The organism is Nocardia sp. NPDC051052 (assembly GCF_044456045.1).
Classification (GTDB): domain Bacteria; phylum Actinomycetota; class Actinomycetes; order Mycobacteriales; family Mycobacteriaceae; genus Nocardia.
The window spans coordinates 142,314-166,621 of the sequence record NZ_JBITFL010000009.1 but is presented as its reverse complement, the minus strand read 5'-3'; the positions used below and the strand labels follow the sequence as shown (position 1 = coordinate 166,621).

The 24,308-nt window shown below is 66.9% G+C and carries 23 protein-coding genes; 12 read left to right on the top strand and 11 right to left on the bottom strand.

From position 1 onward, the window contains the following. The first annotated feature begins 25 nt into the window (after positions 1–25). From ACIBCN_RS29430 to ACIBCN_RS29410, 5 genes are all read left to right on the top strand, one after another. A complete protein-coding gene (locus ACIBCN_RS29430; protein ID WP_396994942.1) occupies positions 26–931 on the top strand; it encodes a L,D-transpeptidase in 906 nt (301 codons plus the stop codon). A 365-nt stretch (positions 932–1,296) separates the two neighbouring features. After that, the gene (locus ACIBCN_RS29425; RefSeq protein WP_396994941.1) at positions 1,297–2,226 is read left to right on the top strand and encodes a carbohydrate ABC transporter permease; all 930 of its coding nucleotides are present in this window, start codon (positions 1,297–1,299) and stop codon (positions 2,224–2,226) included. Between the two features lie 50 nt (positions 2,227–2,276). Then, positions 2,277–3,089, top strand: coding sequence for a carbohydrate ABC transporter permease (locus ACIBCN_RS29420; RefSeq protein WP_396995172.1), 813 nt, complete (start codon positions 2,277–2,279; stop codon positions 3,087–3,089). A 16-nt stretch (positions 3,090–3,105) separates the two neighbouring features. After that, positions 3,106–4,434, top strand: coding sequence for an ABC transporter substrate-binding protein (locus tag ACIBCN_RS29415; RefSeq protein WP_396994940.1), 1,329 nt, complete (start codon positions 3,106–3,108; stop codon positions 4,432–4,434). A 69-nt stretch (positions 4,435–4,503) separates the two neighbouring features. After that, complete coding sequence (locus tag ACIBCN_RS29410) at positions 4,504–5,583, top strand: ABC transporter ATP-binding protein (protein WP_396994939.1); 1,080 nt, start codon at positions 4,504–4,506, stop codon at positions 5,581–5,583. A gap of 29 nt (positions 5,584–5,612) precedes the next feature. On the opposite strand, the gene ACIBCN_RS29405 is transcribed toward ACIBCN_RS29410, so the two are convergent. The 5 genes from ACIBCN_RS29405 to ACIBCN_RS29385 form a co-directional block, all read right to left on the bottom strand. Next, positions 5,613–6,059 (bottom strand): type II toxin-antitoxin system VapC family toxin, encoded by a 447-nt coding sequence (locus tag ACIBCN_RS29405; protein ID WP_396994938.1) that lies wholly within the window; start codon positions 6,057–6,059, stop codon positions 5,613–5,615. Further along, a complete protein-coding gene (locus ACIBCN_RS29400; protein ID WP_396994937.1) occupies positions 6,052–6,261 on the bottom strand; it encodes a hypothetical protein in 210 nt (69 codons plus the stop codon). The genes ACIBCN_RS29405 and ACIBCN_RS29400 overlap by 8 nt, the downstream gene beginning before the upstream one ends. A 31-nt stretch (positions 6,262–6,292) precedes the next feature. After that, positions 6,293–8,320 carry a M13 family metallopeptidase gene (locus ACIBCN_RS29395; protein ID WP_396995171.1) on the bottom strand — a complete coding sequence of 676 codons (2,028 nt, stop codon included), beginning with the start codon at positions 8,318–8,320 and terminating at the stop codon, positions 6,293–6,295. A gap of 86 nt (positions 8,321–8,406) precedes the next feature. After that, the gene (locus tag ACIBCN_RS29390) at positions 8,407–8,787 is read right to left on the bottom strand and encodes a DUF397 domain-containing protein (protein ID WP_396994936.1); all 381 of its coding nucleotides are present in this window, start codon (positions 8,785–8,787) and stop codon (positions 8,407–8,409) included. A gap of 10 nt (positions 8,788–8,797) precedes the next feature. Next, positions 8,798–9,649 carry a Scr1 family TA system antitoxin-like transcriptional regulator gene (locus ACIBCN_RS29385; protein ID WP_396994935.1) on the bottom strand — a complete coding sequence of 284 codons (852 nt, stop codon included), beginning with the start codon at positions 9,647–9,649 and terminating at the stop codon, positions 8,798–8,800. Positions 9,650–9,785: 136 nt separating this feature from the next. On the opposite strand from ACIBCN_RS29385, the gene ACIBCN_RS29380 reads away from it, so the two are divergent. Beyond that, complete coding sequence (locus ACIBCN_RS29380) at positions 9,786–10,295, top strand: hypothetical protein (RefSeq protein ID WP_396994933.1); 510 nt, start codon at positions 9,786–9,788, stop codon at positions 10,293–10,295. On the opposite strand, the gene ACIBCN_RS29375 is transcribed toward ACIBCN_RS29380, so the two are convergent. Beyond that, positions 10,282–10,779 carry a DUF4190 domain-containing protein gene (locus ACIBCN_RS29375; RefSeq protein WP_396994932.1) on the bottom strand — a complete coding sequence of 166 codons (498 nt, stop codon included), beginning with the start codon at positions 10,777–10,779 and terminating at the stop codon, positions 10,282–10,284. The genes ACIBCN_RS29380 and ACIBCN_RS29375 overlap by 14 nt on opposite strands. A 187-nt stretch (positions 10,780–10,966) precedes the next feature. Continuing rightward, on the bottom strand, positions 10,967–11,752 hold the full coding sequence (locus ACIBCN_RS29370) for a pirin family protein (RefSeq protein ID WP_396994931.1): 786 nt from the start codon (positions 11,750–11,752) through the stop codon (positions 10,967–10,969). 313 nt (positions 11,753–12,065) lie between these two features. Here ACIBCN_RS29370 and ACIBCN_RS29365 point away from each other — a divergent pair, with 313 nt between their 5' ends. Together ACIBCN_RS29365 and ACIBCN_RS29360 are read left to right on the top strand one after the other, a co-directional pair. After that, complete coding sequence (locus ACIBCN_RS29365; RefSeq protein ID WP_396994930.1) at positions 12,066–12,530, top strand: NUDIX hydrolase; 465 nt, start codon at positions 12,066–12,068, stop codon at positions 12,528–12,530. 37 nt (positions 12,531–12,567) lie between these two features. Then, entirely contained in the window at positions 12,568–13,938 is a 1,371-nt protein-coding gene (locus tag ACIBCN_RS29360; RefSeq protein WP_396994929.1) for an MFS transporter, read from the top strand. A 9-nt stretch (positions 13,939–13,947) separates the two neighbouring features. Here ACIBCN_RS29360 and ACIBCN_RS29355 read toward each other — a convergent pair whose 3' ends face one another. After that, positions 13,948–14,505 carry a hypothetical protein gene (locus ACIBCN_RS29355; protein ID WP_396994928.1) on the bottom strand — a complete coding sequence of 186 codons (558 nt, stop codon included), beginning with the start codon at positions 14,503–14,505 and terminating at the stop codon, positions 13,948–13,950. Between the two features lie 226 nt (positions 14,506–14,731). On the opposite strand from ACIBCN_RS29355, the gene ACIBCN_RS29350 reads away from it, so the two are divergent. After that, on the top strand, positions 14,732–16,261 hold the full coding sequence (locus ACIBCN_RS29350; RefSeq protein WP_396994927.1) for a DUF4185 domain-containing protein: 1,530 nt from the start codon (positions 14,732–14,734) through the stop codon (positions 16,259–16,261). A 1-nt stretch (position 16,262) separates the two neighbouring features. On the opposite strand, the gene ACIBCN_RS29345 is transcribed toward ACIBCN_RS29350, so the two are convergent. Beyond that, positions 16,263–16,976: an allophanate hydrolase subunit 1 gene (locus tag ACIBCN_RS29345; RefSeq protein ID WP_396994926.1), complete on the bottom strand. Its 714-nt coding sequence runs from the start codon at positions 16,974–16,976 to the stop codon at positions 16,263–16,265. A gap of 2 nt (positions 16,977–16,978) precedes the next feature. Continuing rightward, positions 16,979–17,734, bottom strand: a complete 756-nt coding sequence (locus tag ACIBCN_RS29340; RefSeq protein ID WP_396994925.1) for a LamB/YcsF family protein — start codon at positions 17,732–17,734, stop codon at positions 16,979–16,981. Positions 17,735–17,901: 167 nt separating this feature from the next. Here ACIBCN_RS29340 and ACIBCN_RS29335 point away from each other — a divergent pair, with 167 nt between their 5' ends. After that, on the top strand, positions 17,902–18,717 hold the full coding sequence (locus ACIBCN_RS29335) for a hypothetical protein (protein ID WP_396994924.1): 816 nt from the start codon (positions 17,902–17,904) through the stop codon (positions 18,715–18,717). Here the strand turns inward: ACIBCN_RS29335 and ACIBCN_RS29330 are convergent. Beyond that, the gene (locus ACIBCN_RS29330) at positions 18,714–20,174 is read right to left on the bottom strand and encodes a CCA tRNA nucleotidyltransferase (protein WP_396994923.1); all 1,461 of its coding nucleotides are present in this window, start codon (positions 20,172–20,174) and stop codon (positions 18,714–18,716) included. The two genes, ACIBCN_RS29335 and ACIBCN_RS29330, sit on opposite strands and share 4 nt — an antisense overlap. Before the next feature lie 194 nt (positions 20,175–20,368). Between ACIBCN_RS29330 and ACIBCN_RS29325 the strand changes: the two genes are divergently transcribed. Together ACIBCN_RS29325 and ACIBCN_RS29320 are read left to right on the top strand one after the other, a co-directional pair. Further along, positions 20,369–20,905, top strand: a complete 537-nt coding sequence (locus ACIBCN_RS29325; RefSeq protein ID WP_107659875.1) for an NUDIX hydrolase — start codon at positions 20,369–20,371, stop codon at positions 20,903–20,905. After that, positions 20,902–23,535, top strand: coding sequence for a DUF6049 family protein (locus tag ACIBCN_RS29320; protein ID WP_396994922.1), 2,634 nt, complete (start codon positions 20,902–20,904; stop codon positions 23,533–23,535). Before ACIBCN_RS29325 ends, ACIBCN_RS29320 begins: the two co-directional genes overlap by 4 nt. Positions 23,536–24,308 lie beyond the last annotated feature (773 nt).

Sequence of the window (24,308 nt, the reverse complement as noted above, 5' to 3'; positions counted from 1 at the left end):
GAGAGATGGAATGGACGAGAAACCTATGCATGTCGCTTCGCACACCGGGTCGCTACCTGCCCACCGCAGGGGAGCACAGCTAACCCGCAGGCCGCGGGCCGGCGCCCTGTTGTCCGCGACGATCGCGGCGGCGGGCGTCCTGCTGGTCGCACCCGCGGGCGCCGACCCGTTCCCGTTCGGCTCCGGTTCCGCCGGATCCGCGACGGACCCGGCGCCGCAGCAGCCGAACTTCGCGCCGCCGTCGATCAACATCGCCGACGGCGAGGTCGTCGGGGTCGCGCAGCCGATCATCATCAACTTCAAGGACCCGGTGCCCGATCACGGCGCCGCCGAGAAGTTCATCAAGGTCACCTCATCGAAGGACGCGCCGGGCCACTTCTACTGGCGCGGCGACAAGCAGGTGCGCTGGCGGCCGAATGAGTTCTGGCCGGACAACACCGACGTGACGGTCGAGGCGGGCGGCACGCGCAGCGCCTTCAAGATCGGCGACGCGTTCGTCAGCACGGCCGACGACAACACGCACATGATCACCATCACCCGCAACGGTGAAGAGGTGAAGACGATGCCGACCTCGATGGGCAAGACCAAGCACGAGACGCCGAACGGCACCTACGTGGTCGGCGAGCAGCTGCGCAAGATGATCATGGATTCGTCCACCTACGGTGTGCCGACCACCGACCCCGAGGGCTACAAGCTCGAGGTCGAGTACGCGACCCGCATCTCCAACAGCGGCATCTTCGTGCACGCCGCCCCGTGGTCGGTCGGCCAGCAGGGCAACTCCAACTCCAGCCACGGCTGCCTCAACGTGAGCACCGAGAACGCCAAGTGGTTCATGGAGAACTCCCGCAAGGGCGACCCGGTGGTCATCGTGAACACCAAGGGCGGCTCGATCGGAACCAGCGACGGCCTGGCCGGCGACTGGAACGACTAGCTAGCTCGCCTCTCCGGGTATTCCGTCCAGACCTAGGGGCGCTACCAGTTCCGGTGGCGACCGATGGTGGGTGACCCTACGGGGCTTAGGCAGCAAAATTACGGCGCGGGACCTGGTCACAGGTTCCGCGCCGTACTGCTTCCCCCTGGGTTAACGTGTGGCGTACCAAAACCATTGCCTGGTAGGGCAGCTGATTGTTGCACCGGCTGTGCTGCTGCACGATCATGCAGCACTTTATGATCAATTTTCACGAAGTTGCCGTTCGGAATGTCCGGCTTTGATTCACTAGCCCCGTGCTCGAGAAGTTCAGCGTCCCTACGGATAGCGTTAACCGGTTGTTTGCCCCAGTCCGTAGAGTGCGCGACGTGCGAGCGAAGCCGGAACGAGTACTACCCCAACCGCGCGGACGCGGTTTGCGGAACCGGCCCTGGCAGGATTACGCCCTGTTCTTGGTATTGGTGGTACCGAATCTCGCGCTGCTGACGCTGTTCGTCTATCGGCCGTTGATCGACAACATCCGGCTCTCGTTCTACGACTGGAACATCTCCGACCCGGTGGCCACCTTCATCGGGGTGGACAACTACACCGAGTGGTGGGGCCGGTCGGACTCCTGGGACATCGTCACCAACACGCTGGTGTTCACCTTGGCCGCGGTGGTCGGCAGCATGGTGCTCGGCCTTGCGCTCGCCCTGCTGCTGGACCGTAAGCTGTTCGGCCGCAATGTGGTCCGCTCGGCGATCTTCGCGCCGTTCGTCATCTCCGGCGCCGCCATCGGCGTTGCCTTCCAGTTCATCTTCGATCCGAGCTTCGGCCTGGTCCAGGATGTGTTGCACCGCTTGGGCGTCGACAATGTGCCGGACTTCTACCAGAACCCGCACTGGGCGCTGTTCATGGTGACCGTGACCTACATCTGGAAGAACCTCGGCTACAGCTTCGTCATCTATCTGGCCGCGCTGCAGGGGGTTCGGGCCGAGCTGATGGAGGCCGCCGAGATGGACGGCGCGAGCCGGTGGACCACTTTTACCAAGGTGTTGCTGCCGCAACTGCGGCCGACCACGTTCTTCCTGTCCATCACTGTGCTGCTGAATTCGTTGCAGGTCTTCGACATCATCAACGTGATGACCCGCGGCGGCCCGCTGGGCACCGGGACCACCACGATGGTCTACCAGGTGTACGAAGAGTCTTTCCGTAACTTCCGCGCCGGATATGGCGCGACCGTGGCCACCATCATGTTCGTGGTGCTGCTGGTCGTCACGCTGGTGCAGGTTCGCGTCATGGATCGGAATGAGCAGTGAAAAGCGCAGGCGCTGAAACGGTTTCCTACCAACGCCGGCAGCGCGGGGTGATGCTGCTCGGCTACGCCGCCATGGTGTGCGTGCTGATCATCGTCGGTGTCCCGCTGTTCTGGATCTTCATCACCTCGTTCAAGGCGCGTCCGGACATCTACGTGCAGCCCGCGGTGTACTGGCCACACAGCTGGCATCCGGAGAACTACACCGACGCCACCACGACGCTGCCGTTCTGGACCTTCCTGCGTAATTCGCTGATCATCACCGGGGTCATCTCCGCGGTGAAGTTCGTGCTCGGCGTGCTGAGCGCGTACGGGCTGGTGTTCCTGCGCTTTCCCGGCAAAACCGCGGTGTTCCTGATCATCATCGCGGCGCTGATGGTGCCCAACCAGATCACGGTGATCTCGAACTATGCCCTCGTCGCCCAGCTGGGCTGGCGGAACTCGTTCCAGGGCATCATCATTCCGCTGTGCGGCGTGGCATTCGGCACCTTCTTGATGCGTAACCACTTCCTGTCGCTGCCGTCGGAAGTGATCGAGGCGGCCAGGATGGACGGCGCGAGCTGGTGGCGGCTGCTCACCAGGGTGGTACTGCCGATGTCCGGGCCGACCATGGTCGCCTTCGCCGTGGTCACCCTGGTCAACGAGTGGAACGAATACCTCTGGCCGTTCTTGATGGCCGACGACACCTCGGTCGCGACGCTGCCGGTCGGCCTCACCCTGCTGCAGAACACCGAGAATCCGAGCGTCACCAACTGGGGGCCGGTGATGGCGGGCACGTTGCTGACCATGCTGCCGATTCTCGTGGTGTTCCTGCTACTGCAACGCCACATGATCAAAGGCCTCACCTCTGGTGCGGTCAAGGGTTAGATACAGGAGAAACCACGTGTCCACTTCTCAGTTCCCCGCGCTGTCTCGGCGCGGATTCATCGGGCTGGCCGGCGCGGTCGCGGCCGGCGCGGCACTGACCGCATGCGCGGGTACCGGCGGTGGCGCCAAGCAGTCCGGCGACGGCAAGACGCTCACCTTTTGGTCCAACCACCCCGGCACCTCGAAGGACATCGAGACCGAGCTGATCAACCGGTTCCAGGCCAAGTACCCCGACCTGAAGGTGAACCTGGTCGACGCGGGCAAGAACTACGAGGAGGTGTCGCAGAAGTTCAACGCGGCGCTGTCCGGCGGCGATCTGCCCGACATCGTGGTGCTCTCCGATGTCTGGTGGTTCAACTACGCCCTCAACGGCACCATCGAACCGCTCGACGGACACTTCGGCGACGCGGGCGTCAAGCTCGACGACTACGTCGACTCGCTGGCCGCGGACTACCTGTTCAACGGCAAGCATTTCGCGCTGCCCTACGCCCGCTCGACTCCGCTGTTCTATTACAACAAGGACGTGTGGAGCAAGGCCGGGCTGCCGGATCGCGGCCCGCAGAGCTGGCAGGAATTCGACGAGTGGGGCCCCAAGCTGCAGGAGATCGTCGGCGCGGGCAAGCTCGCGCACGGCTGGGGCGACGCGAAGAACTACCTGGCCTGGACCTTCCAGGGACCGAACTGGACCTTCGGCGGCGCGTACTCCGACCAGTGGAAACTGAAGTTCACCGACCCGGGCACCCTCGCGGCGGGCGCCTTCTTCCGCGACATGATCAACACCAAGAAGTACGCGGGCATCAACCCGCAGATCGCCGTCGACTTCGGCGCAGGCGTGATCGCCTCCACCATCGCCTCGACCGGCGACCTGCGCGGCATCACCAAGAACGCGGAAGGCAAGCTGCAGTTCGGCACCGCGTTCCTGCCGCACCCGAACGGGCCGGGCGTCACCACCGGCGGTGCGGGCCTTGCCATTCCGTCGCGCATCTCCGACGAGCGGAAGGTGAACGCGCTCAAGTTCATCGAGTTCATCACCAACGCGCAGAACACCGCGTACTTCTCGCAGGGCACCGGCTACATGCCGGTGCGCAAGTCCGCAACCACCGACCCGAGCGAGCAGGACTTCCTGGCCAAGAACCCGAACTCCAAGGTCGCCATCGAGCAGCTCGCGGTCACCAAGTCACAGGACTACGCCCGGGTGTTCGTGCCGGGCGGCGACCAGATCATCGGCACCGGGCTGGAGCAGATTGGGCTGCAGAACGCCGACCCGGCAACGGTTTACGCCAATGTCACCAGTCAGCTGCAGGCGATCATCGACCGCCAGATCACCCCGAAGCTGCCCAAGTAACACCCGCACCCCGGTGGCGGCCACGCTGTGTGGCCGCCACCGTGAGTTCACACGAGGAGATCGACGCCCATGGCCACAGTGCAGTTCGACGGGGTGACACACCTGTATCCCGGTGCGCCGACACCGGCCGTCGACAGCCTGGAAATCGACATCGCCGACGGGGAATTCATCGTTCTCGTCGGGCCATCGGGTTGCGGCAAGTCGACCAGCCTGCGCATGCTGGCCGGGCTGGAATCGGTGGAGGCCGGTCGAATCCTGATCGGCGGCAAGGACGTCACGGGTCTGCCGCCGCGGGCCCGCGATGTGGCGATGGTGTTCCAGAGCTACGCGCTGTACCCGAACATGACCGTCGCGGAGAACATGGGCTTCGCACTGCGCAACGCGGGCATGAGCAAGGCCGACACTCTGGTCCGGGTGCAGGAGGCGGCGAAGATGCTGGAACTCGAGCAGCTGCTCGACCGCAAACCGGCGAAACTGTCCGGCGGACAACGGCAACGGGTTGCGATGGGCCGGGCGATCGTGCGCAGGCCGCAGGTGTTCTGCATGGACGAGCCGCTGTCCAACCTGGACGCGAAGCTGCGCGTGAGCACCCGGTCGCAGATCGCCGCGCTGCAGAAGCGGCTCGGCACCACCACGGTGTACGTCACCCACGATCAGGTGGAGGCGATGACCATGGGCGACCGGGTCGCGGTGCTCCTCGACGGCAAGTTGCAGCAGATCGCCGCGCCGCGTGAGCTTTACGACAACCCGGTGAACACCTTCGTCGCCGGTTTCATCGGCTCGCCGGGCATGAATCTGCTCGAGGCTCCGGTGCGCGACGGCGAAGCGGTGCTCGATGACCTGCGAATTCCCTTGCCACGCACCGTGAAAGCGGGCGACCGGGTGATCGTCGGCATTCGGCCGGAATCGTGGGAGGTGACCACCGAGGACAGTGGTCTCACGGTGGCCGCCGAGCTACTCGAGGAACTGGGCGCGGAGTCGTTCGTCTACAGCCACGGCGTCGCCGCCGACTGGAACAGCCGTTCCGGCAAGGTAGTTGCCCGAGTCGACCGGCGCTTCCAAGTGACCCTCGGAGATCAGCTGCGCCTGCGCCCCAATCTCGACGACGTGTTCTTCTTCGACGCAAAAACCGAGGAGCGTCTGCGCTGACGGCGCCCCTCGATCCGTGTCGGGAATATCTAGCCTCTCGGGTCGGCGGATGCCCGGAGTAGTTCGGTTTCCACATCGGGCGTGAGGGCAGTACGAAGCTTGGCATCTGCCGTCAGCAGCGGAATTCGGCGTTCGATGGCTAGCTGTGCGAACAAGGCGTCGTACATGCCCAAACGCTTGCGTGCAGACAGGTCTGCCGCCTGCTCCAAACGATCCGCTGTGATCGCATGAATTACAACACCTAGGTCATCGATGACACGGACCGCAGCGGCAAACTCCGCGCGGGACAGCCGTTTGGGCAGCAGACCTTTCTTGCGTAGTACGCCTGCTACCTCTATCCGGGCGAAGTCGACAGTCTCGAGAGCTACAGATCCCTCGATGAAGCTCTGCTGGATCTCACGCGCATGCTCGTATCCGTCTTGGTCGATGAACCAGCGCAGAAATACGGAAGTGTCGACAAGATACGTGTCAGCCACGGTCCCCATCCCGGAGTCGATCGAGCTCGTCGTCGACTCCGGTCACGCCGCTCATCCGCGCTTGGATCTGCGCCAATGCCGCAGCCGCCTCGCGACGGCGGCCACGGCGTGCTCGTTGGCGGGCCAGCTCGAGCACCGGTGCCAGCTCTCCGTCCGGTAGCCGGTCGACCAGCAGATGAAGCTCGTCCCGCAGTGCACTCATACTGCGAGTTTACCGCCGCCGACACATCAGGTCACCAGATCTTGACGCGCTCTGCCGGGTCCAGGTACAACGCGTCACCCGGGGTGACGTCGAAAGCCTCGTGGAAGCTGTCGATGTTGCGGACCACCGCGTTGCACCGGAATTCGGGCGGCGAGTGCGGGTCGACGGCGAGGCGGCGGATGGCCTCGGCGTTGCGAGCCTTGGTGCGCCACACCTGAGCCCAGCCGTAGAAGACCCGCTGCAAACCGGTGAGGCCGTCGAGCTTCGGCGCCTCGGCGCCGTCGAGGGATATCTTGTAGGCCTGTAGGGCGATGGACAGGCCGCCGAGGTCGCCGATGTTCTCGCCGATGGTGAATTCGCCGTTGACGGTGTGCTCGTCGGGCAGTTCCTTCGGCGAGAGCACGTTGTACTGATCGATCAATGCCTTTGTCCGCTTGCCGAATTCGGTGCGGTCGTCGTCGGTCCACCAGTCGACCATGTTGCCGTCGCCGTCGTACTTGGCGCCCTGGTCGTCGAAGCCGTGGCCGATCTCGTGGCCGATCACCGCGCCGATGCCGCCGTAGTTGGCGGCGTCGTCGGCGTTCATGTCGAACATCGGCGGCTGCAGAATCGCGGCGGGGAAGACGATTTCGTTCATGCCGGGGTTGTAGTAGGCGTTCACGGTCTGCGGCGTCATGAACCATTCGTCGTGATCGACCGGGCCGCCGAGCTTGTTCAGGTCGCGATCATGATCGGCGGCATAGCCGTTGCGGTAATTGCCGACCAGGTCGGACGGATCGATGATCACGTCCGAGTAGTCGCGCCACTTGTCCGGGTAGCCGATCTTCGGGGTGAACTTCTCCAGCTTGGCCAGCGCGGCCGCCCTGGTGTCGGCGCCCATCCAGTCCAGCTGGGCGATATTGCGGCGGTAGGCCTCCTGCAGGTTGGCGACCAATTCCACCATCCTGGCCTTGGCCGCCGGCGGAAAGTGCTCGGCGACATACAGTTTGCCGACCGCCTCGCCGAGCAGATCCTGCACCAGCGAGACACCGCGCTTCCAGCGCTCCCGATTCTCCTGGGCGCCGGTCAGCGTGCGGCCCGCGAAGGCGAAGTTCTCCTCGATCAGGGCATCGGTGAGATACGGTGCGCGCGAACGGATCAGCCGCCAGGCCGCCCAGGCCTGCCAATCGGTCAGCGATTCCGCGGACCACACTTCGTTGAACGTGCTCAGGTAATCCGGCTGGCGAACAATAACTTCGGCGAACAGGTCCGGCCCGGAACGGTCGACGCCCTCGGCGAGCGCCGAAGTCCACGCCGCCCAATCGAATTCGGGGTAGTCGGCGACCAACGCGTCGAAGGTGGTCGGGTTGTAGCTGCGTTCGGCGTCGCGGCGGCGGACCACGTCCCAGTGCCCGGCAGCGAGCTTGCGCTCCAGCTCGAACACCCGCTGCCCGACCGTGTCCAGATCCGGCGGGAGCAGCGCGGCGATCCGGGGATCCGCGGCGGCCAGCGCGAACATCCGGCCGATGTGGGCGATGTATTCGGCACGGATCTCGGCGGATTCGTCTTGGCGGTAGTACGACTCGTCGGGCAGCCCGATGCCGGACTGGGCGGCATGCACCAGGTAGCGGGTGGAGTTCTTGTCGTCGGTGTCGACGTAAAAGCCGATGGCGCCGCTGACACCGGTGCGCTGCAACCTGCCGAGCAGCGCCGCGAACGCGGTGCGGTCGGTGATCGCGTAGATGGCGGCGAGCTCGGTGGAGATCGGCGCGAGTCCGGCGGCGGCCACGGTCTCGGTGTCCATGAAGCTGGTGAACAGATCGCCGATCTTGCGGGCATCGCTGCCCGGCTCGGTCGTCTGGGCGGCGGCGTTCTGGATTATTACCTGCACGTCGCGCTCGGCCTGGTCGTACAGCGTGCGCAGCGCACCGTCTACCGCGCGATCGGCTGGTATCTCGTGGTCGGCCAGCCATTTGCCGTTGACATGCGCGAACAGGTCATCCTGCACCCGCACGCCCTGGTCGAGATAGGACAGATCGATACCGGAGGGACTGCTCAGCTCGGAGGTCACGATCTCCAGTATGCCGACGATGGGCGAAAGTCGGCCCCCGGCCGCGAACGGCCGGGGGTAAGCGGTCAGTCGTCCAGGAAGATCAGAGCGACGTTTCAGACGGAGAGTGCGAGGCGATCGAACTCGCCATCGCGCGCACCGAGCAGGAATGCGTCCCACTCCTGCGGGGTGTAGCTGAGGATCATGCCGCCGTGCCGGAGCACGGTGTGACCGTCAGCGGCGGTGTGCGCGGTCAGCGCGCCGGGCGTTCGGCCCGGCGTGTGGAGGGTGTCGAGAAACGCGGTCCATTCCCGTGCGGTGATGGTGATGATCGGTTCGTCGGCGGGATGGTTGGCAGGATCGCGGCGGTATTTGCTGTCTCGGACGAGCACCGCGTCACCATCGAAGCGGACCTCGACACATTGGTTGCCGTTGTTCGATCGAGTCGACCGGAACCAGTCGGTAAAAACCGACCGGGGAGTAACGGTGGTGGCCATGGGCAGGATTTTACACTCGGGCATACCGTCTGATCAGGGTCGATGACGCGACACGGTCCAGCGACTGCTCTTGTGCGCGAACGTAAGCGAAGCTCAGATCGCGGACCAGTTCCGGGTCGTCGACCGCGCCGCCGAAAACGGCGCTTTCCGCCCAGCCGAAGGTCGGCAGCTGCTCGCCTGCGAAGTCGATCAGGTGGAAACTCGACCCACCGAGCACCGCGCCCGCGGTGGCGGCGAACGGGATGACCCGCACCTCGACGGTGTCGAGCTCGTCGATCAGCTCGGCCAGATGTGTCAACTGCGCGCGCAGCACGTCAGGACCGCCGGTCTGCTGCAACAGGGTGCCCTCGCCGATCACCGCCGTGAGCTCGACCGGCTCCGCCCCGCGCAACCGCTCCTGCCGGTGCAGCCGAATCGCGACCAGCTGTTCCACCTGGACCGGGCGGATCATCACGTCGGCGCTGATGAGCGCGCGGGCGTACGCCTCGGTCTGCAGCAGGCCCGGCACCACCAGGCTGTCGTAGCTGCGGATGCTCTGCGCGCCGTGTTCCATGCCGTACAGCCGCTGCAATTCGGGGCCGATCAACGCGGACGACCTGGTCCACCAGCCGCGCTGCTTGCTGGCGTCCAGCAGGGCGAGCAATTCCGCGCGTTCCTCGGCCTCCACCTCGAGCAGCTCGAGCACCGGGCCGATGGTGTTGGTGGTGAGCACGCGGCGGCCCTTCTCCACGTGCGACCAGTTGGCCGGGGTGAAACCCACCCGTTTGGCGAAACCCGCCGAATCGAAGCCGCGCTGTTCGCGCAGCTCACGCAGCCGCAACACCAGTTCCCAGCGGGCAACGGCGGGCGAGACGGGTGCCATGACAGGCGATCGTACGCGGGGTCGACTCACCGGCGTGTGACTATTGTCAACCCAGTTGTGCGGCATTAGGGTCAGGTTTCAGCGGTCGATTCTCTCCCCCTTCACGCGATCCACCCGCATCGAGGCGAGGTTCGTCATGAGTTTGTCCCGCACTGAGCCAGGCAATTTCCCGGCGCCCTCCGATTACACGACGATGCAGGACGCCATTGCCCGCTGCCGCCGCTACCGCAAGGACCACAGCCTGTACGGCGTCGTGGATCCCGTGCTCGGCCGCATCATGCTGGAGGTAGGCGCGGTAGGGGCCGTCGTCATGCCCGCCGCGCTCGGCCGCCGAGTTCGGCTGCGGCTGACCGAGGAAGCACCCGACGGTCCGGCGAGCCCGATCGTCGGGCATCCGCGCTCGGACCGGTGGACCTTCCTGACCGGCCCGACCGACAACTCCTATCTGGACACCGAACTGTTCGCCGACCTGTTCCGGGTCTGCGCCTCGGTCGCGTTGCCCGGCAGTCACATCGTGCTGCCCTCGCCGGCCGACGAGGGCAGCGGCTACCGCAAGTGGATCGCCGTGCCCGAGCGCGACTTTCGCCCGGAAATGGGCGACGTCCTGGCCGCCACCCGGGCCTGCGCGGCGATCAGCGGGGAGTAGGAGCAGGCGGCGTGAGCGTGACGCTGAACTTGTCCTCGAGCCGCTGATTCCATTCGCTCTCGCACTGATCGATCTTGGACTGGTCGCCGCCCGCCTTGTTCACGCAGTCGACGAAGTCCTTGCCGCCGCTGTTGACGAAGAAGCTGTAGCCGACGACGGTGACCACGATGGCGCCGATCAGGCCGAGGGCGCCGAGGATCAGACCGGCGATCGCCAGGCCCGCGCCGCCCGCACGACCCGACCGGGTCTTCACCAGCGCGACAATGCCGAAGATGATGGCGAAGGCGCCGAACAGGTAGCCGCCGATCAGTGTCCAGAAGCTCAACAGCGCCAGAATGCCGAGGACAAGCGCGGTGATCGCCAGGCCCTTGCCCTTCGGCGACTCCTGCCAATACGCGGGCTGGCCGGGTTGACCGGGCTGACCGCCCGGCGGCGGGTACCCGGGGGGCGGCGGGTACTGGCCGGGAGGCGGATATTGCGACATGGACTTCCTCTCCGTCGGTGCCTCGCGCCGCCCGATCCGGACCAGGTGGTCCGGCGGGTGCGCGGGGATCGCCTACTGATCGCCCGCGCTACGGGCGGATGTTAATGCGAGGTATGCCCATTTTGTCGCACCCCGCCGGACTCCGTTGGCTGGACGCGCCTGGCCGACCCGAAAATTGGCAGTCGCCCTACTGGGCGCCGAGGCGGGCGTGCATCTCCCAGACCAGGATTTCCGATGGCTTACGGGCGATCACGCGCTGCCCACCGGTTCTGGTCAGCCGGACCGCGTCGCCCTCGTCCAGGGTGCCGACGCCCTCCATCTCCACCTCGCCGTTGGCGACGAAGACATGCAGGTAAGGGGCATCGGGCAGATCGATCGCCTGCTCGGGATCGCCGGTCATCCTGGCCACGTGGAACGCCGCGTGACTGCTGTTGATGGCGATGGCGGTGCGGTCGCGATAGCGCGGCAACCCCGCGGCCACGGTCACCAGGCCGCCGGTGGCCAACGCCTCATCGATCTCGAGCTGTTGATAGCCGGGCGTCAGGCCCGGCTCGTCGGGGACCACCCACATCTGCACGAAATGCACCGGCTCGTCGTGCTCGGCGCCGTCGATCCGCCACGCGTCGTTCTTCTCCGAGTGCAGGATGCCGGTGCCCGCGCTCATTCGCTGCGCCAGCCCCGGATAGATGATGCCGCTGTGGCCGAGCGAATCCTGGTGTACCAGGCTGCCACCGAGCACCCAGGTGACGATCTCCATGTCGCGGTGCGGATGCGTATCGAAGCCCTGACCAGGGGAGACGACGTCGTCGTTGTTCACCAGCAGCAGGCCGTGGTGGGTGTTGTCGGGATCGTAGTGCTCCCCGAACGAGAACGAATGCTTCGAATCCAGCCAGGACACCCGCGTCTTCATGCGGTCGCCTGCTCGATGAACGTCGATGTGAGGTGTCATGAGCGAACGAAGTGAGCGAGTCATGTCGCAGCGTGCGGCACGCAAGCCGGGGCCGAGCGCCGACGAGGCGCAGGCTGGAGTGTGGACATCAAGGTCCTCCTCTCGGGACCGTGCACCGATCACCTTTCAGGGTAGGAGCACACACGGCGCGGTACTCCACATTCCTAGTAAATTGTCCTGCACTCGGCATTTTACGCGAGCGACCAGCGGGTGAACGTCAGGCGAGCAGAACCAACCGGTACGCCGAGACGGCGGGTGATTACCGCACGCGCCGGTGCCGGGCCCGGTCCGGATTCGTAAAATGATGCGCCGCAATGCAACCGGAGGTGACCAGGAGATGCGACCCGAGACCCTCGCGCGCATCGAGCGACAACTCCGCGGCGAGGCCCGTCGCGACGGTATCGCGCATTTCGTCGTCGGCGTCGCGGTGTTCCGCGACCGCAAACTTCTGGTGGTCCGCCGGGTACCCGACGACTATCACGGCGGCATGTACGAACTACCCGGCGGCGGAGTCGAATCCGGCGAGACCTTCGCCGAATGCGTCGAGCGTGAGCTGTTCGAGGAGACCGGCCTGCGGATGCGCAGCATCACCGACTTCCTCGGCGGCATCGACTACGCCACCAGAACCAAGTCCAGGGTGCGCAAATACAGCTTCGTGGTGGACGTCGAACCGGGCGAGGTGGCGTTGGAACCAGGTGAGCACGACGCGTTCGCGTGGATCGACGCCGACGCCCTCGACGCCTTGCCGATGGCACCGGAAATGCGCGAGGCGGTCAGCGCCCTGGTCACCGAATCGCACTGATTCGGCGCGTCGGCGCCGCGACCAGTACCCTCGCGGCGTGTCCACTGGTCGCTCGGAGAGCTCCATTCCCTCGGACGAGCGGCCGGAGCCGCTGTGGACCGCGTTACGCGAGAGCCCGGGTGTGGTCCGCCTGGCCATTGTGCGGTTCACCGGGCAGTTCGGCGACGGGATGTTCCAGGCGGCGCTGTCGGGGGCGATCCTGTTCAATCCCGAGCGGCAGACCGACCCGTTGGCCATCGCCGCCGGATTCGCGGTGCTGTTGTTGCCGTATTCGCTGATCGGTCCGTATGCGGGTGCGCTGCTGGACCGCTGGGACCGACGCACGGTGTTGCTGGTGGCGAGTGTGGCGCGGGCGGTGCTGATCGCCATGGTGGCCGCGGGGCTGCTCGCCGGTATCGGGGAGACGCCGCTGCTGTTGCTCGCGCTGGCCGTGGTGGGGATCAGCCGATTCGTGTTGTCGGGTGTGTCGGCGGCCTTGCCGAGGGTGCTCAGCCAGCACTGGCTGGTGCCGATGAATTCGGTGCTCGCGACGGTGGCCTCGGGTTGTGCCGGGCTCGGCGCGGCCACCTCGGTGGCGGTGATCGGGCTGATCGGCGCGGGAGATTTCGCCTCGGCGGTCGCGGTCGCGGTGAGCGGCATCGGGTCGGTGATCAGCGCGCTGCTCGCGGCCGGGTTCGCGCCGCGGGTGCTCGGGCCGGACGCGGGCGCCGCGGCGAGCGAGAGCGCGTTGCGCGCCATCGCCACCGGGCTGCGCACGGGTGCGACCGCGGTGTGGGAGTCGGTGCAGGTGACCACCGCGATGCTCGGCATCGGGACGCATCGAATCGTGTTCGGCCTCAACACCTTGATCATGGTGCTGGTGTTGCGGCAGGCGCCGACGGATGGTTCCGGGCTGAACAGCGGGCTGCTCGGTTTCGGCGTGGCCATCGCCGCCACCGCTTCGGGCATGCTGGTGGCGGCTATTGTTGCGCCGCTGCTGATTCCGCGGCTCGGCCGGTCGAAGACGGTGCTTGCGGGTTTGCTGACCGCAACCGTGGTGCAGTTGACGCTGGTCACCCCGATCGCCGTCGCGGACGCGGGGTCGGCGGTGCCGCGGGCGCATCATCTCTTGCTGGCCGGGGCGTTCCTGCTCGGTCTTGCCGGGCAGACGATCAAGTTGACCGGCGACGCGACGATGCAGATCGATATCGACGACGCGCGGCGCGGACAGGTATTCGCCTTGCAGGACACGGTCTTCAATATCGCGTTCATCCTGGCGATTGCCGCTGCGGCACTGGTTATCCCGGACGACGGCCGGTCATTGCCGGTGATTGTGGTGGGCGCCGGAATCTATTGCGCGGGTATTGCCGCCATCGCGCTCAATATGCGGCGGCGGGCCATCGGCGCAGCGCCGACGGATATTCGGTGACGTTCGAATTCAGGTGATGATCGGCTCGTCGTCGAGGTGGCGCCCGGTGGGATTCATCCACTGGCCTAGATAACCGGGTAGGTCGTCGGGCGGACGGTGCGACGGTGGCGCGTCGGTGAGCGACGGATGAGCGATCGGCGGCAACTGGTCTGCGTCGAAGCCCGATGGCGCCGGGCTCGAATCCGGCTGTGCGGCATAGTGCTGCTCGGCCTCCTGGTGGTCGGTGCGCACGATCCAGTCCAGCGGCTCGCTGACCGCGTCGGACGCGGTCCCGGTGATCTGGTGATCCCAGGTGCCGAGCCCGCTGGGGTCGGTATAGAAGTGGTCCAAGACGCCGTCGTCGTCCAGGTCGAGGGCGGCCACGTCGGCGATGCCGGAACCACCGGTGTCCCACATGGCGTCGTCGGCTAGGCCGTCGCCGTCGAAGTCGAGGCGGATCGCGTCGGCCGCGGCCGGTCCGGCCAATTCCAAATCGGCCTGGCTGTGCCAGACGTGCACCGTGCCGTCGCCCGTACCGAACACGTACTCGATCTCGTTCATATGTGTTTGGACGCGCGCGACCGACATTCGGTTCCCTATTTCTCCCGCGATATTCCGGTACGTTCGTTTCGCTTCAGCCCGATTCGACAGGAGTCAGCCAGCGATGGGTTTTCCGGCGAAGAACCCCGATAACGCGCGAAACCTACTAGGCGGGTGGGTAACCCGGCCGTTTCCGCGCACTCGGATCGCCGAATAGCCCGGCCCGCCCGACGTGCCGCGCTGCTTCGGAAGCCGAACACCTTGTGCACCGGCGTTGTTCGGTGTCTTGCTCGGCGGGTTGCTCACCCTGCCGGTGCCCGCCGCACAGGCGGCCCCGTTTCCGTGGGCACCGTCGCCGGTGAACAGCTGCGGTGAGGTCGGTTTCGATCCGCTGAATCGCGAACCCGATCCGGCGCTGCCGCCGCCACCACCGGTGCTGCTGCCGGACCGGATCGATATCCCGATGCCGATTCCGCAGCTCACCCCGATCACCGTGCCCGGCCCCGCGCCGGACAAGACCCGGATCGACGCGGGACCGCTGGCCGCCGATCCGTGTCACACCCCGTGCCCGGACATCCGCGATATCTCGAAACCACCTGAGCAGGACCCTGATCCGCGTCCGGTACCGGGGACCGGCAACCGGCCGAGTTCGGGTGACCCGATCAAGGTTCCGCACATCGAGTTCAAGCCCGAGATCGAGCCCATCCCGGTACCGGTGCCCGGCGGCCCCGGCGTCGAACCGCAGCCAGCGCCACCGCCTGTGGTGCACGCCGCCGAGCCGGGTCCGCTGGCCGCCGCGGTGGCCGCACCGCGCGTGACGTCGGTAGAACTGGCGGGCCAGATCACCGGGCACGGCTCGCAGAACCGTACCGATGTGCGCTGGCAGGTGGACGGCACCGACCTGGGCGTGATGTGGGAAACCAAGCCGGGTGAGGTCGCCGTCGTCTTCGGCGACACCTTCGGCAAAGGCTGGCAAGTCGGCGGCGCCGGGCACGACGACCAGGATTGGCGCAGCAATGTGCTGGGTTACAGCACCGATCGCGAGCTGTCCGACGGCCTTTCGCTGGACAGCATGGTGCAGGACAGCCGCTGCCACGCCGCCGAGATCCTGGACAGCCGCAAGCTCAAGAACTGGGAGATGACCACCATTCCGACGTCCGGCTTCGCGCTGGGCGATCGCCAGTATCTGAGCTACATGTCGGTGAATCGGTGGAGCCGGATCCCCGGCCTGTGGTCGAACAACTATGGCGGGCTCGCCTATTCCGACGACGACGGCCACACCTGGACCAAGGATCAGCATGCCAAGTGGGACAACCTGTTCGGCGTCGGCCGGTTCCAGGTCGCGGCGATGGTGCCGCAGGGCGACTACGTCTATATGTTCGGGACGCCCAACGGACGCGTCGGCGTGCTCGGGCTGGCCCGGGTGCCGAAGGACGACGTGCTCAACACCACGGCCTATCAATACTGGGTGAACGGCAACTGGGCGCCCGCGGCCGAAAACCAGGCAACCCCACTGGTTCCCGGCCTGGCCAGCGAGGTGTCCGTGCGCTACGACCAGGACAATGCGCAGTGGCAGATGGTGTACCTCGACTCGGCCCGCGGTGCGATCGTGGTGCGCAACGCGGCGGCTCCGCAAGGCGGCTGGACCGAGGCGGCCCCGCTGGTCACCACCAACGACTATCCCCAGTCCTACGGCGGCTTCATCCACCCGTGGTCGACCGGTAAGGACCTGTACTTCACCATCTCGTCCTGGGCGAGCTACAACGTGTATCTCATGCACGCCCAGCTGGATTCGGCGAACTGAGCTAGCCGGTCTCGACGAACCGGACGAAACCGCCCGCGCGGATCAGCGAGGGCGGATCGCGGTCCACGTTCCACATCCGCAGGTCCGTGGTTCCGATGAGGTGCCACCCGCCGGGGGTACTGCGCGGATATACGGCCGAATATCCGCCGGCCAGTGCGACCGCGCCCGCCGGGATGGTGGTGCGGGACTGTAGCCGGCGCGGCACGGTCAACCGGGCATCGGGTGACTCCAGATAGCCGAAGCCCGGGGCGAATCCGACGAAGGCACAGCGCCAGACCGTCCCGGTGTGTTCGGCGATCACCTCGGCCTCGGACAGGTCGAGTAGTCGCGCGACATCGGCGAGATCGGCACCGTCGTAGCGCACCGGGACCAGCAGCAGATCGTCCGGAGATCCGTTGTCCGGCAGTGTTCCACGGGAAACAATGTCCGAATTCTGCGTGGACCGGCGCAGTTCGCGCAGCAGAGCCGCGATCTCCTGGCGGACGGATTCCGCGTACTCCGGCGAAAGCAGCGTCACCAGAACGGTTTCCGCGGCGGGCAGCACGTCCTGCGCCCCCGCCGGCGTACGGACGCGCAGGGCCGCAACAAGTTTCGCCACGTCGTCGTGGCGGGACGGCAGCACGAGCAGTGCGCCATCGCCTGCCGCCCGGATCAGCAGATCCGGGTCGAAGTCCGCCGGTGCCGAATCGCCACTCGCCGAACGGCTGCCGGTCATGCTCAGCCGAACGATTCGACCGGCACGCCGACCTCGTCCAGGGCGGTGCGGATGAGCCGGGCCATCTCCACGGCGGCGGGGGTATCGCCGTGCACGCACACGCTGGCCGCGCGCACCGCCACCTCGCCGGAGCCGTCGACCGTGCGCGCCGTGCCGGACATAGCGATCGAAACCGCCTGCGTGACGGCCTCATTGGTGCCGAGGACCGCGCCGGGCAGACCGCGCGCGGCAAGCGTGCCGTCCGGCGTGTACGCGCGGTCGGCGAATCCCTCACCGACGAAACGCACCTTCGCCGCCTCGGCGGCCTGCTCCAGCTGAGATCCGGCGGGACCGAGCAGTGCCAGCTCATGGTCGTAGTCGACCATCGCGGCCAGCACCGCGTCCGCGAGCAGGCGCGCACGCGAGGCCGAATGATAGAGCGCACCATGCGGTTTCACGTACCGCACCCGATCGCCCGCCGCCTTGGCGAACGCGTCGAGACTGCCGATCTGATACAGCACCTCGTCACGCAGTTCGGCGGGGTCCATCGTCACCTCGCGACGACCGAACCCGGCCAGATCGCGGTAGCCGACGTGCGCACCGATCCGCACCCCCTTCTGCACAGCGAGCCCGCAGGTCCGGCGCATGATCGAGGGGTCGCCCGCATGGAACCCGCAGGCGATGTTGGCGCTGGTGACGATGTCCAGCATCGCGGCGTCGTCGCCCATCTTCCACGGACCGAAGCCCTCGCCGAGATCACTGTTCAGATCCAGCGGCATATGCACCCTTTCCGTGGCGGTATATCGGAGACAGCACCCCGATTGTCGTTGTGACGGCGTTCTACAAGCAAGAATGCCCGGTCAGCTGGCAGTCCTGGGCCGGCAACGCGACCTGGGTCACAGCACGATGGTCCCGTTCAGCGTCGGCAAGTACGCTCGGACCAATCATGGCCACGTATTTCGATCCGAAGTCCTGGTCGCCGCTACGGGCCGTCGATCTCGGCAAGCGCCTGTTCGAGCAATCCTGGCTGGAGCAGTGGATCACCGTCACCACCTCCTGGGTGGACGCGGGCGCCGACCTCGGTGCGGGCACCGTCACGGCGCTGATGCCGGACGTCCTGATGACCGTGCTCAGCGAGGGCATCCTCAGCCGGTTCGGCGGGCAGGAAGTCAGCGCGACCCTGCTCGGCCACGACGTGCACGCCACCCTGCAGGTGCTGAAGGTCCGGCGGCGCGGCGCGCACTTCCAGACCAAGACCGTGCTGTCCCGGTTGCGCTGGGACGACCATCCGATCGAGGCCGTGACCGTGATCGCGCACGGTGTCCGGCTGATTCCCGGCGTGCCGACGAAGGTGCGGGCCGCGCGGCTCGACCTCGAGGGCACCGTCACCACGGCGGCGCTGGTCGGCTGGCTCAACAGTCAGCCGCTGGACTGGGTGCTCGACATCGACGACGGCGGGCTGATCCGCGCCAGACACCGGCGCCGACGGCTGACCGCGCTGGTAGACGCCGCCGTCACGGACAACCGCATCACCGTCGACCTGCATCGGGCCACCTGGCTCGGCCTGCGGCTGCCGCGGCGGACGATCGGCACCCCGGCGCTGCTGCTGGAACAGCTACCGCATCAGGCGCGCATCGTGCACGCCACCCGCGACGGCGACCTGGTCCGCTTCCGGATCGAACTGCCGGAGATCACCGGATCGTTCGACCTGGCGCAGATCCGCTCCGCCATCGTCACCGGAACGACGCTGATCGTCTTCTAGCCCTGGGCTTTCCACCACTCCTGCAGGGCCGACTCCGCCTCGTCGCGGGTCATCGGGCCGCGATCAAGGCGCAGCTCCTTGAGGTATCGCCACGCCTTACCGACCTCGGGTCCCGGTGGCAGGCCGAGCAATTCCATGATCGCGTTGCCGTCCAGGTCGGGGCGGACCTTGGCCAGGTCCTCCTGGTCCTGCAGCGCCGCGATGCGCGACTCCAGGTCGTCATAGGTGCCGCGCAATGCGGCGGCCCTGCGCTTGTTGCGGGTGGTGCAGTCGGCGCGAACCAGTTTGTGCAGGCGGGGGAGCAGCTCATCGGCATCGGTGACGTAGCGGCGCACCGCGGAATCGGTCCACTGGCCCTTGCCGTAGCCGTGAAACCGCAAGTGCAGGAACACCAGCCGGGCCACGTCCTCGGTGAACTGCTTCGGGTACTTCAGCGCCCGCATCCGCTTGCGCACCATCTTCGCGCCGACCACCTCGTGGTGGTGGAAGCTGACGCCGCCGCCCGGCTCGTTGCGCTTGGTGTCCGGCTTGCCGATGTCGTGCAGCAGCGCGGCCCAGCGCAGCACCAGATCCGGATCGCCCTCCTCTAGATCGATGGCCTGCTGCAGCACGGTGAGCGAATGCCAGTAGACATCCTTGTGCTGATGATGCTCGTCGATCTCCAGCTTCATCGCGGGCACCTCGGGCAACACCCGCTGGGCCAGCCCGGTCTCGCACATGATGTTGATGCCGTCGATCGGGTGCGCGCCGCCGATCAGCTTGTCCAGCTCCACCCGGACCCGCTCGGCGGTGATCCGGTCGATCTGGTCGGCCATCGCGGTGATCGCCGCGTGCACCCTCGGCTGCAGTTCGAAACCGAGCTGGGAAACGAAACGGGCGGCACGCAGCATCCGCAGCGGGTCGTCGTTGAACGAATCCTCCGGCGCCGCAGGCGTATCCAGCACGCCGGCCAGCAGCGCGTCCATCCCGCCGAGCGGGTCGACGAACTCCAGCGAACCATCCGCGCCGATCCGCACAGCCATCGCGTTGACGGTGAAGTCGCGGCGCACCAGGTCGTCGCCCAGATTGTCGCCGAAGGTGACCTCGGGATTGCGCGAAACCCGGTCGTAGTTGTCGCTGCGGAACGTGGTGATCTCCAGCTGCTGGCCGCGTTTGGACCCGCTGACCGTGCCGAACGCCAAACCGCCGGTGTCCCACAGATGATCAGCCCAGCCGCGCAGCAACTCCTGCACCTGCTCGGGCCGCGCGTCGGTGGTGAAGTCCAGATCGGTGCCGAGCCTGCCGAGCACCGCGTCGCGCACGCTGCCGCCCACCAGGTACAACTCGTAGCCCCGCGCCGCGAACATCTCGCCGAGCGGTTCCAGTACATCCGACAGCCTGCCCAGCGTCACCGCCGCGGCAGCAAGCAATCGGGTACGTCTATCCAGCTCTGCGTCCTCGGACTCGGTCGAAACCACGAATCAGCAGCTTACCGAGTCTGATTTGCGGCGCCTGCGGCGCTGCGTATTCACGGCCTCGGGCAGCCTCCGCTCGAAACCTGCGGGCTGCCGACGGGAACGAAACCTCGCGGCTGAATATTCATGGCCGACCGAGACAGCCGAGTTCAGCGCCGCGACGAAGATTCGGCAAATGCGCACAGTAGGATGTTTTGGTGTCTCCGGCCGATCGCGCGAACAGTCGACGCCGCCAGCCTCGGCGCCGCGGTTCGGCCGCCAACGCGGCGAAACCGCGCATGCGCACGGTCCGGGAAACCTCAGCTGGCGGGCTTGTCGTCGACGGCTTGGACGGTCCGCGAGAGAAACGCAGCGCGGCGCTGATCGGGCGGACGGATCGGCGCGGGCGGTTGCTGTGGTCGCTGCCGAAGGGGCACATCGAGGAGGGGGAGACCTCCGAGCAAACCGCGATCCGTGAGGTGGCCGAGGAGACCGGCATCAACGGTGTGGTGGTCGCCGAACTCGGCAGCATCGACTACTGGTTCGTCACCGATGGCCGGCGGGTACATAAGACCGTGCATCATTATCTACTGCGTTCCACCGGCGGCGAACTGTCCGACGCCGACGTGGAGGTCACTCAAGTGGCGTGGGTGCCGTTGAGCGAGTTGAATTCTCGACTGGCGTACGCGGACGAACGCCGCTTGGCCGAGGTGGCGAACAAGCTGATCGACCGGATGGAGACCGGCAAGCGATGACCCAAACTTTTCGGTATCGCGCAGCGATTCCGTGGGGGGTGGTGGCCGGCCCAGCACTGTTCCGGATCATCGTGGCAATGCTGATCACCCTGGGTTCGGCACTCACGCTGCCGATGCTGGTGCCGAGCGCGGCGCAGGCGCAGCCCACCGGCACCGGGACGACGTCGGGGCCGAAATTCCTGAAGCTGTCGCTGGATTCGGTGACGCCGACCGCGGTCACCACTACTACCGATTCGACGCTCACGGTGTCGGGCTCGATCATGAATATCGGCGATCGCATGGTCAAGGACGTCACCGTCCGGGTGCAGCGCGCGGCCGTCGTCGCGGCACCGCGCGACCTGCGCGCGACCCTGCTGCAGGATCAGGTCAACTACGAGGTGAACGGCGACTTCGAGGACGTCGTGCCGCAGCTCGACAAGGGCGAGCGCACCAAATTCACCGTGACCATCCCGCTGCGTCCCGGCGAGAGCACCACCAAACACTCATTGAATATCAGCGAACCGGGCGTGTACCCGCTGCTGTTGAACGTGAACGGCAAACCGGACTACGGCAGCCAGGCTCGGCTCGACGACGCCAGGTTCCTGCTTCCGGTGCTCGGCGTGCCGCCCGTGTCGAAGGGCACCGAGGCGCCGGACGCGAGTCAGGCGGTGACCGCGCCGACCGACGCGCCGGTGGCGACGACGATGCTGTGGCCGCTGGCCGACCGGCCGCGCCTGGTCGGCGGCATTCCCGGATCGGCGCAGGGGAAGGTCGAACTCACCGACGACGAATTGGCCGCCTCGCTCGCCAAGGGCGGGCGCCTGGACCAGCTGCTCGGCGCGTTGGAGACGGTGTTCGACACCACGCCGACCCGCGACCGCGCGCTCGCCGCGTCGGTGTGCCTCGCGGTCGACCCCGATCTGCTGGTCACCGTGCAGGCGATGACCAACGGCTATCGGGTGCTGGCCAGCCCCTCCGATCCGGACGGTGCGACCCGGCCGGGTACCGGTGCGGCCCAGGCACAGACGTGGCTGGATCGGCTGCGTGCCCTGGCCGGGACGATGTGCACCGTGGCGCTGCCGTTCGCGCAGGTCGACCTCGACGCGCTGGCCGCGGTGAACGATCCGGACCTCTCGGCCAGGGCGATGAACGCGCCCGCCGAGCTCATCGACTCGATTCTGACCACCAAATCGGTGCGCGGGGTGAGCCTGCCGGATTCCGGCAGCATCGACAGCGGTGCGGGAATCTTGTTGCGCAGCCACGGTTTCAGCACGGCCGTGCTCGCCGACTCCGCCGTCACCCCGGAAGGCACGGCGGGAACGGCCGAGGCGGCGGCGCCGGCCACCGGGCGCGGCGACCGCAAGAACCAGCCCGCCTCGAACCAGATCACGGCGAGCCAGACTTCGGATGTCACCGACCCCGACATCGTCCGACTGCCCGCGGTCACCGCGGCCGTACCGCCGCCGGCCGCCAATCCGTCGGCACCGAACGGAAATCCGGCGGCCCCCCCGGCCGTCGATCCGTCATTGCACGTCGCGTCGTTCGACATCTGGTCGGCGACGGCGCTCGCCGCGCTGGGCTCGAACCCGCCGACGCCCTCGTTCACTCCCGCCAAGGTCCGCTACGAGGTCAGCAACGACTCCCGCGTCGCCCGGCTGCAGGACGCGATCGGCGCGATCTCCTGGTCCGCGCTGAATCCGCAGCCGAATCAACCGCGTTCCTTACTACTGGTCCCGCCGCAGCAGTGGAGCGCGAGCAAGGACGAGGGCACGACCCTGCTGCGGCAGATCGAACTGCTGGTGCGTAGCAACCTCGCGACGCCACGATCGTTCCAGGACCTGATCCAGCAACCCCCGGACCCGCAGCCCTACGAGCTCGACTATCTGCCGCAGGCCGCCGCCGACGCGGTGCCGGACCGGTTCGTCGCGCCGGTGGGTGAGCAGGGCCGCCGGATCAGCGAGCTGATGCGCGCGCTGGTCGACGTGCCCGACGCCGATCCGACGCCGCGCCAGTTCCTCGATCCGCTGCGTGACGACCTGATCCGGGTGCTGAGCCTGTCCGATCGGCGGACCGGTGACGCCGACCAGGCGGACACCTTCGCGCAGCGACGAATCGATCAGAACACCCGGGCGCTGGACAACATCTACCGCTCGGTGACCGTGCTGCCGCCCGGCGGTGTGTACACCCTCGCGTCCGAGCAGAGCCCGTTGCTGCTGGTCGCGCGCAACAATCTGCCGGTGTCGATCCGGATCAAGTTCCGCATCGAGGCGCCACACGAGGCGAAGATCACCGACCTCGGCGAGCAGCAGCTGCCGCCGAAGGGGACACGCTCGTTCCAAATCCCGACCGAGGTGAGCGACAGTCGTAACCTGGTGATTCCGATCTCGCTTACCACACCGGACGGCATCCCGCTGGGGAATGCCACCTCGGTTTCGGTGCGCTCGAACGCCTATGGTCAAACCCTGGCAATAATTACCGCATGTGCCGGAGTACTGCTGTTCCTGTTGGCCGGGCGCCGCTTGTGGCGCCGGTTCCGTGGCCAACCGGATCCGGCCGACGAAGGCTTCGATCCAAGCACCCGACGCCGGGTCAATCGGTACCGGCGTGCCAAGAACCGAGTCATTCAGCAGGAGCAGCAGGAGGCACAGTGAGGGACGGTGAGCTAGCGCCCCCTGTTGTCTCCCGATCGATCGCCCGGCAGAATTCGGCCCCTCGGAGACCGGCCGCGTCTACCGGATCTGGACGTCCGACAAACCACAGTGGCAGAGTGGAGGACAATCGCGGAAGGCTCGCGCCGGCGCAGGGGCGGTGTGAGTAATGGGCAGTACCAGGAGGAACGGTGAGCGATCCAGCCTTGACGCCGCTCGCCGAGCCGACCGGGATGCGTGGCCTCGCGCATTCGCGACACGCAAGCGCTCTGAACTGCCACGCCGGGCGCAGGAGGCATGATGAGCGACGATGACTCATCGGCGCATCGGCCTCGATCCGATCGGCGAGACGGGCCACCGGCCCGTCGGGCGCCGGTTGCGCCGTGGGAACGGCTACCGCCGGCGGAGACCGAGGACCCGGACATGAACGCCGGCCCTTACGAAGCGCCCTCGCCCCGAGTGCCGCACATCAGCAGGCCCTCGGCGCCGCCGCAGCCATGGCCGGGCCAGCGCATGCCGCCTGGGCCACCTCAACGGCCGCCGGGTCCGCCACAACGGCCAGCACCCGCACCACATCCGGGGCAGCGGCAATATCCGGCGCCACCGCCACCGGCGCAGCCTCGCCCGATCCCCCCGGCTCAGCGGCCAGGGCCGCCGCCAGGACAGTCCGGTGCGATCCCGGCTAGCCCGCCACGTCCCGCACCAGGTCAATCCGGTGCGATCCCGGCTAGCCCACCGCGTCCCGCACCAGGACAGGCCGGTGCGATTCCCGCCAG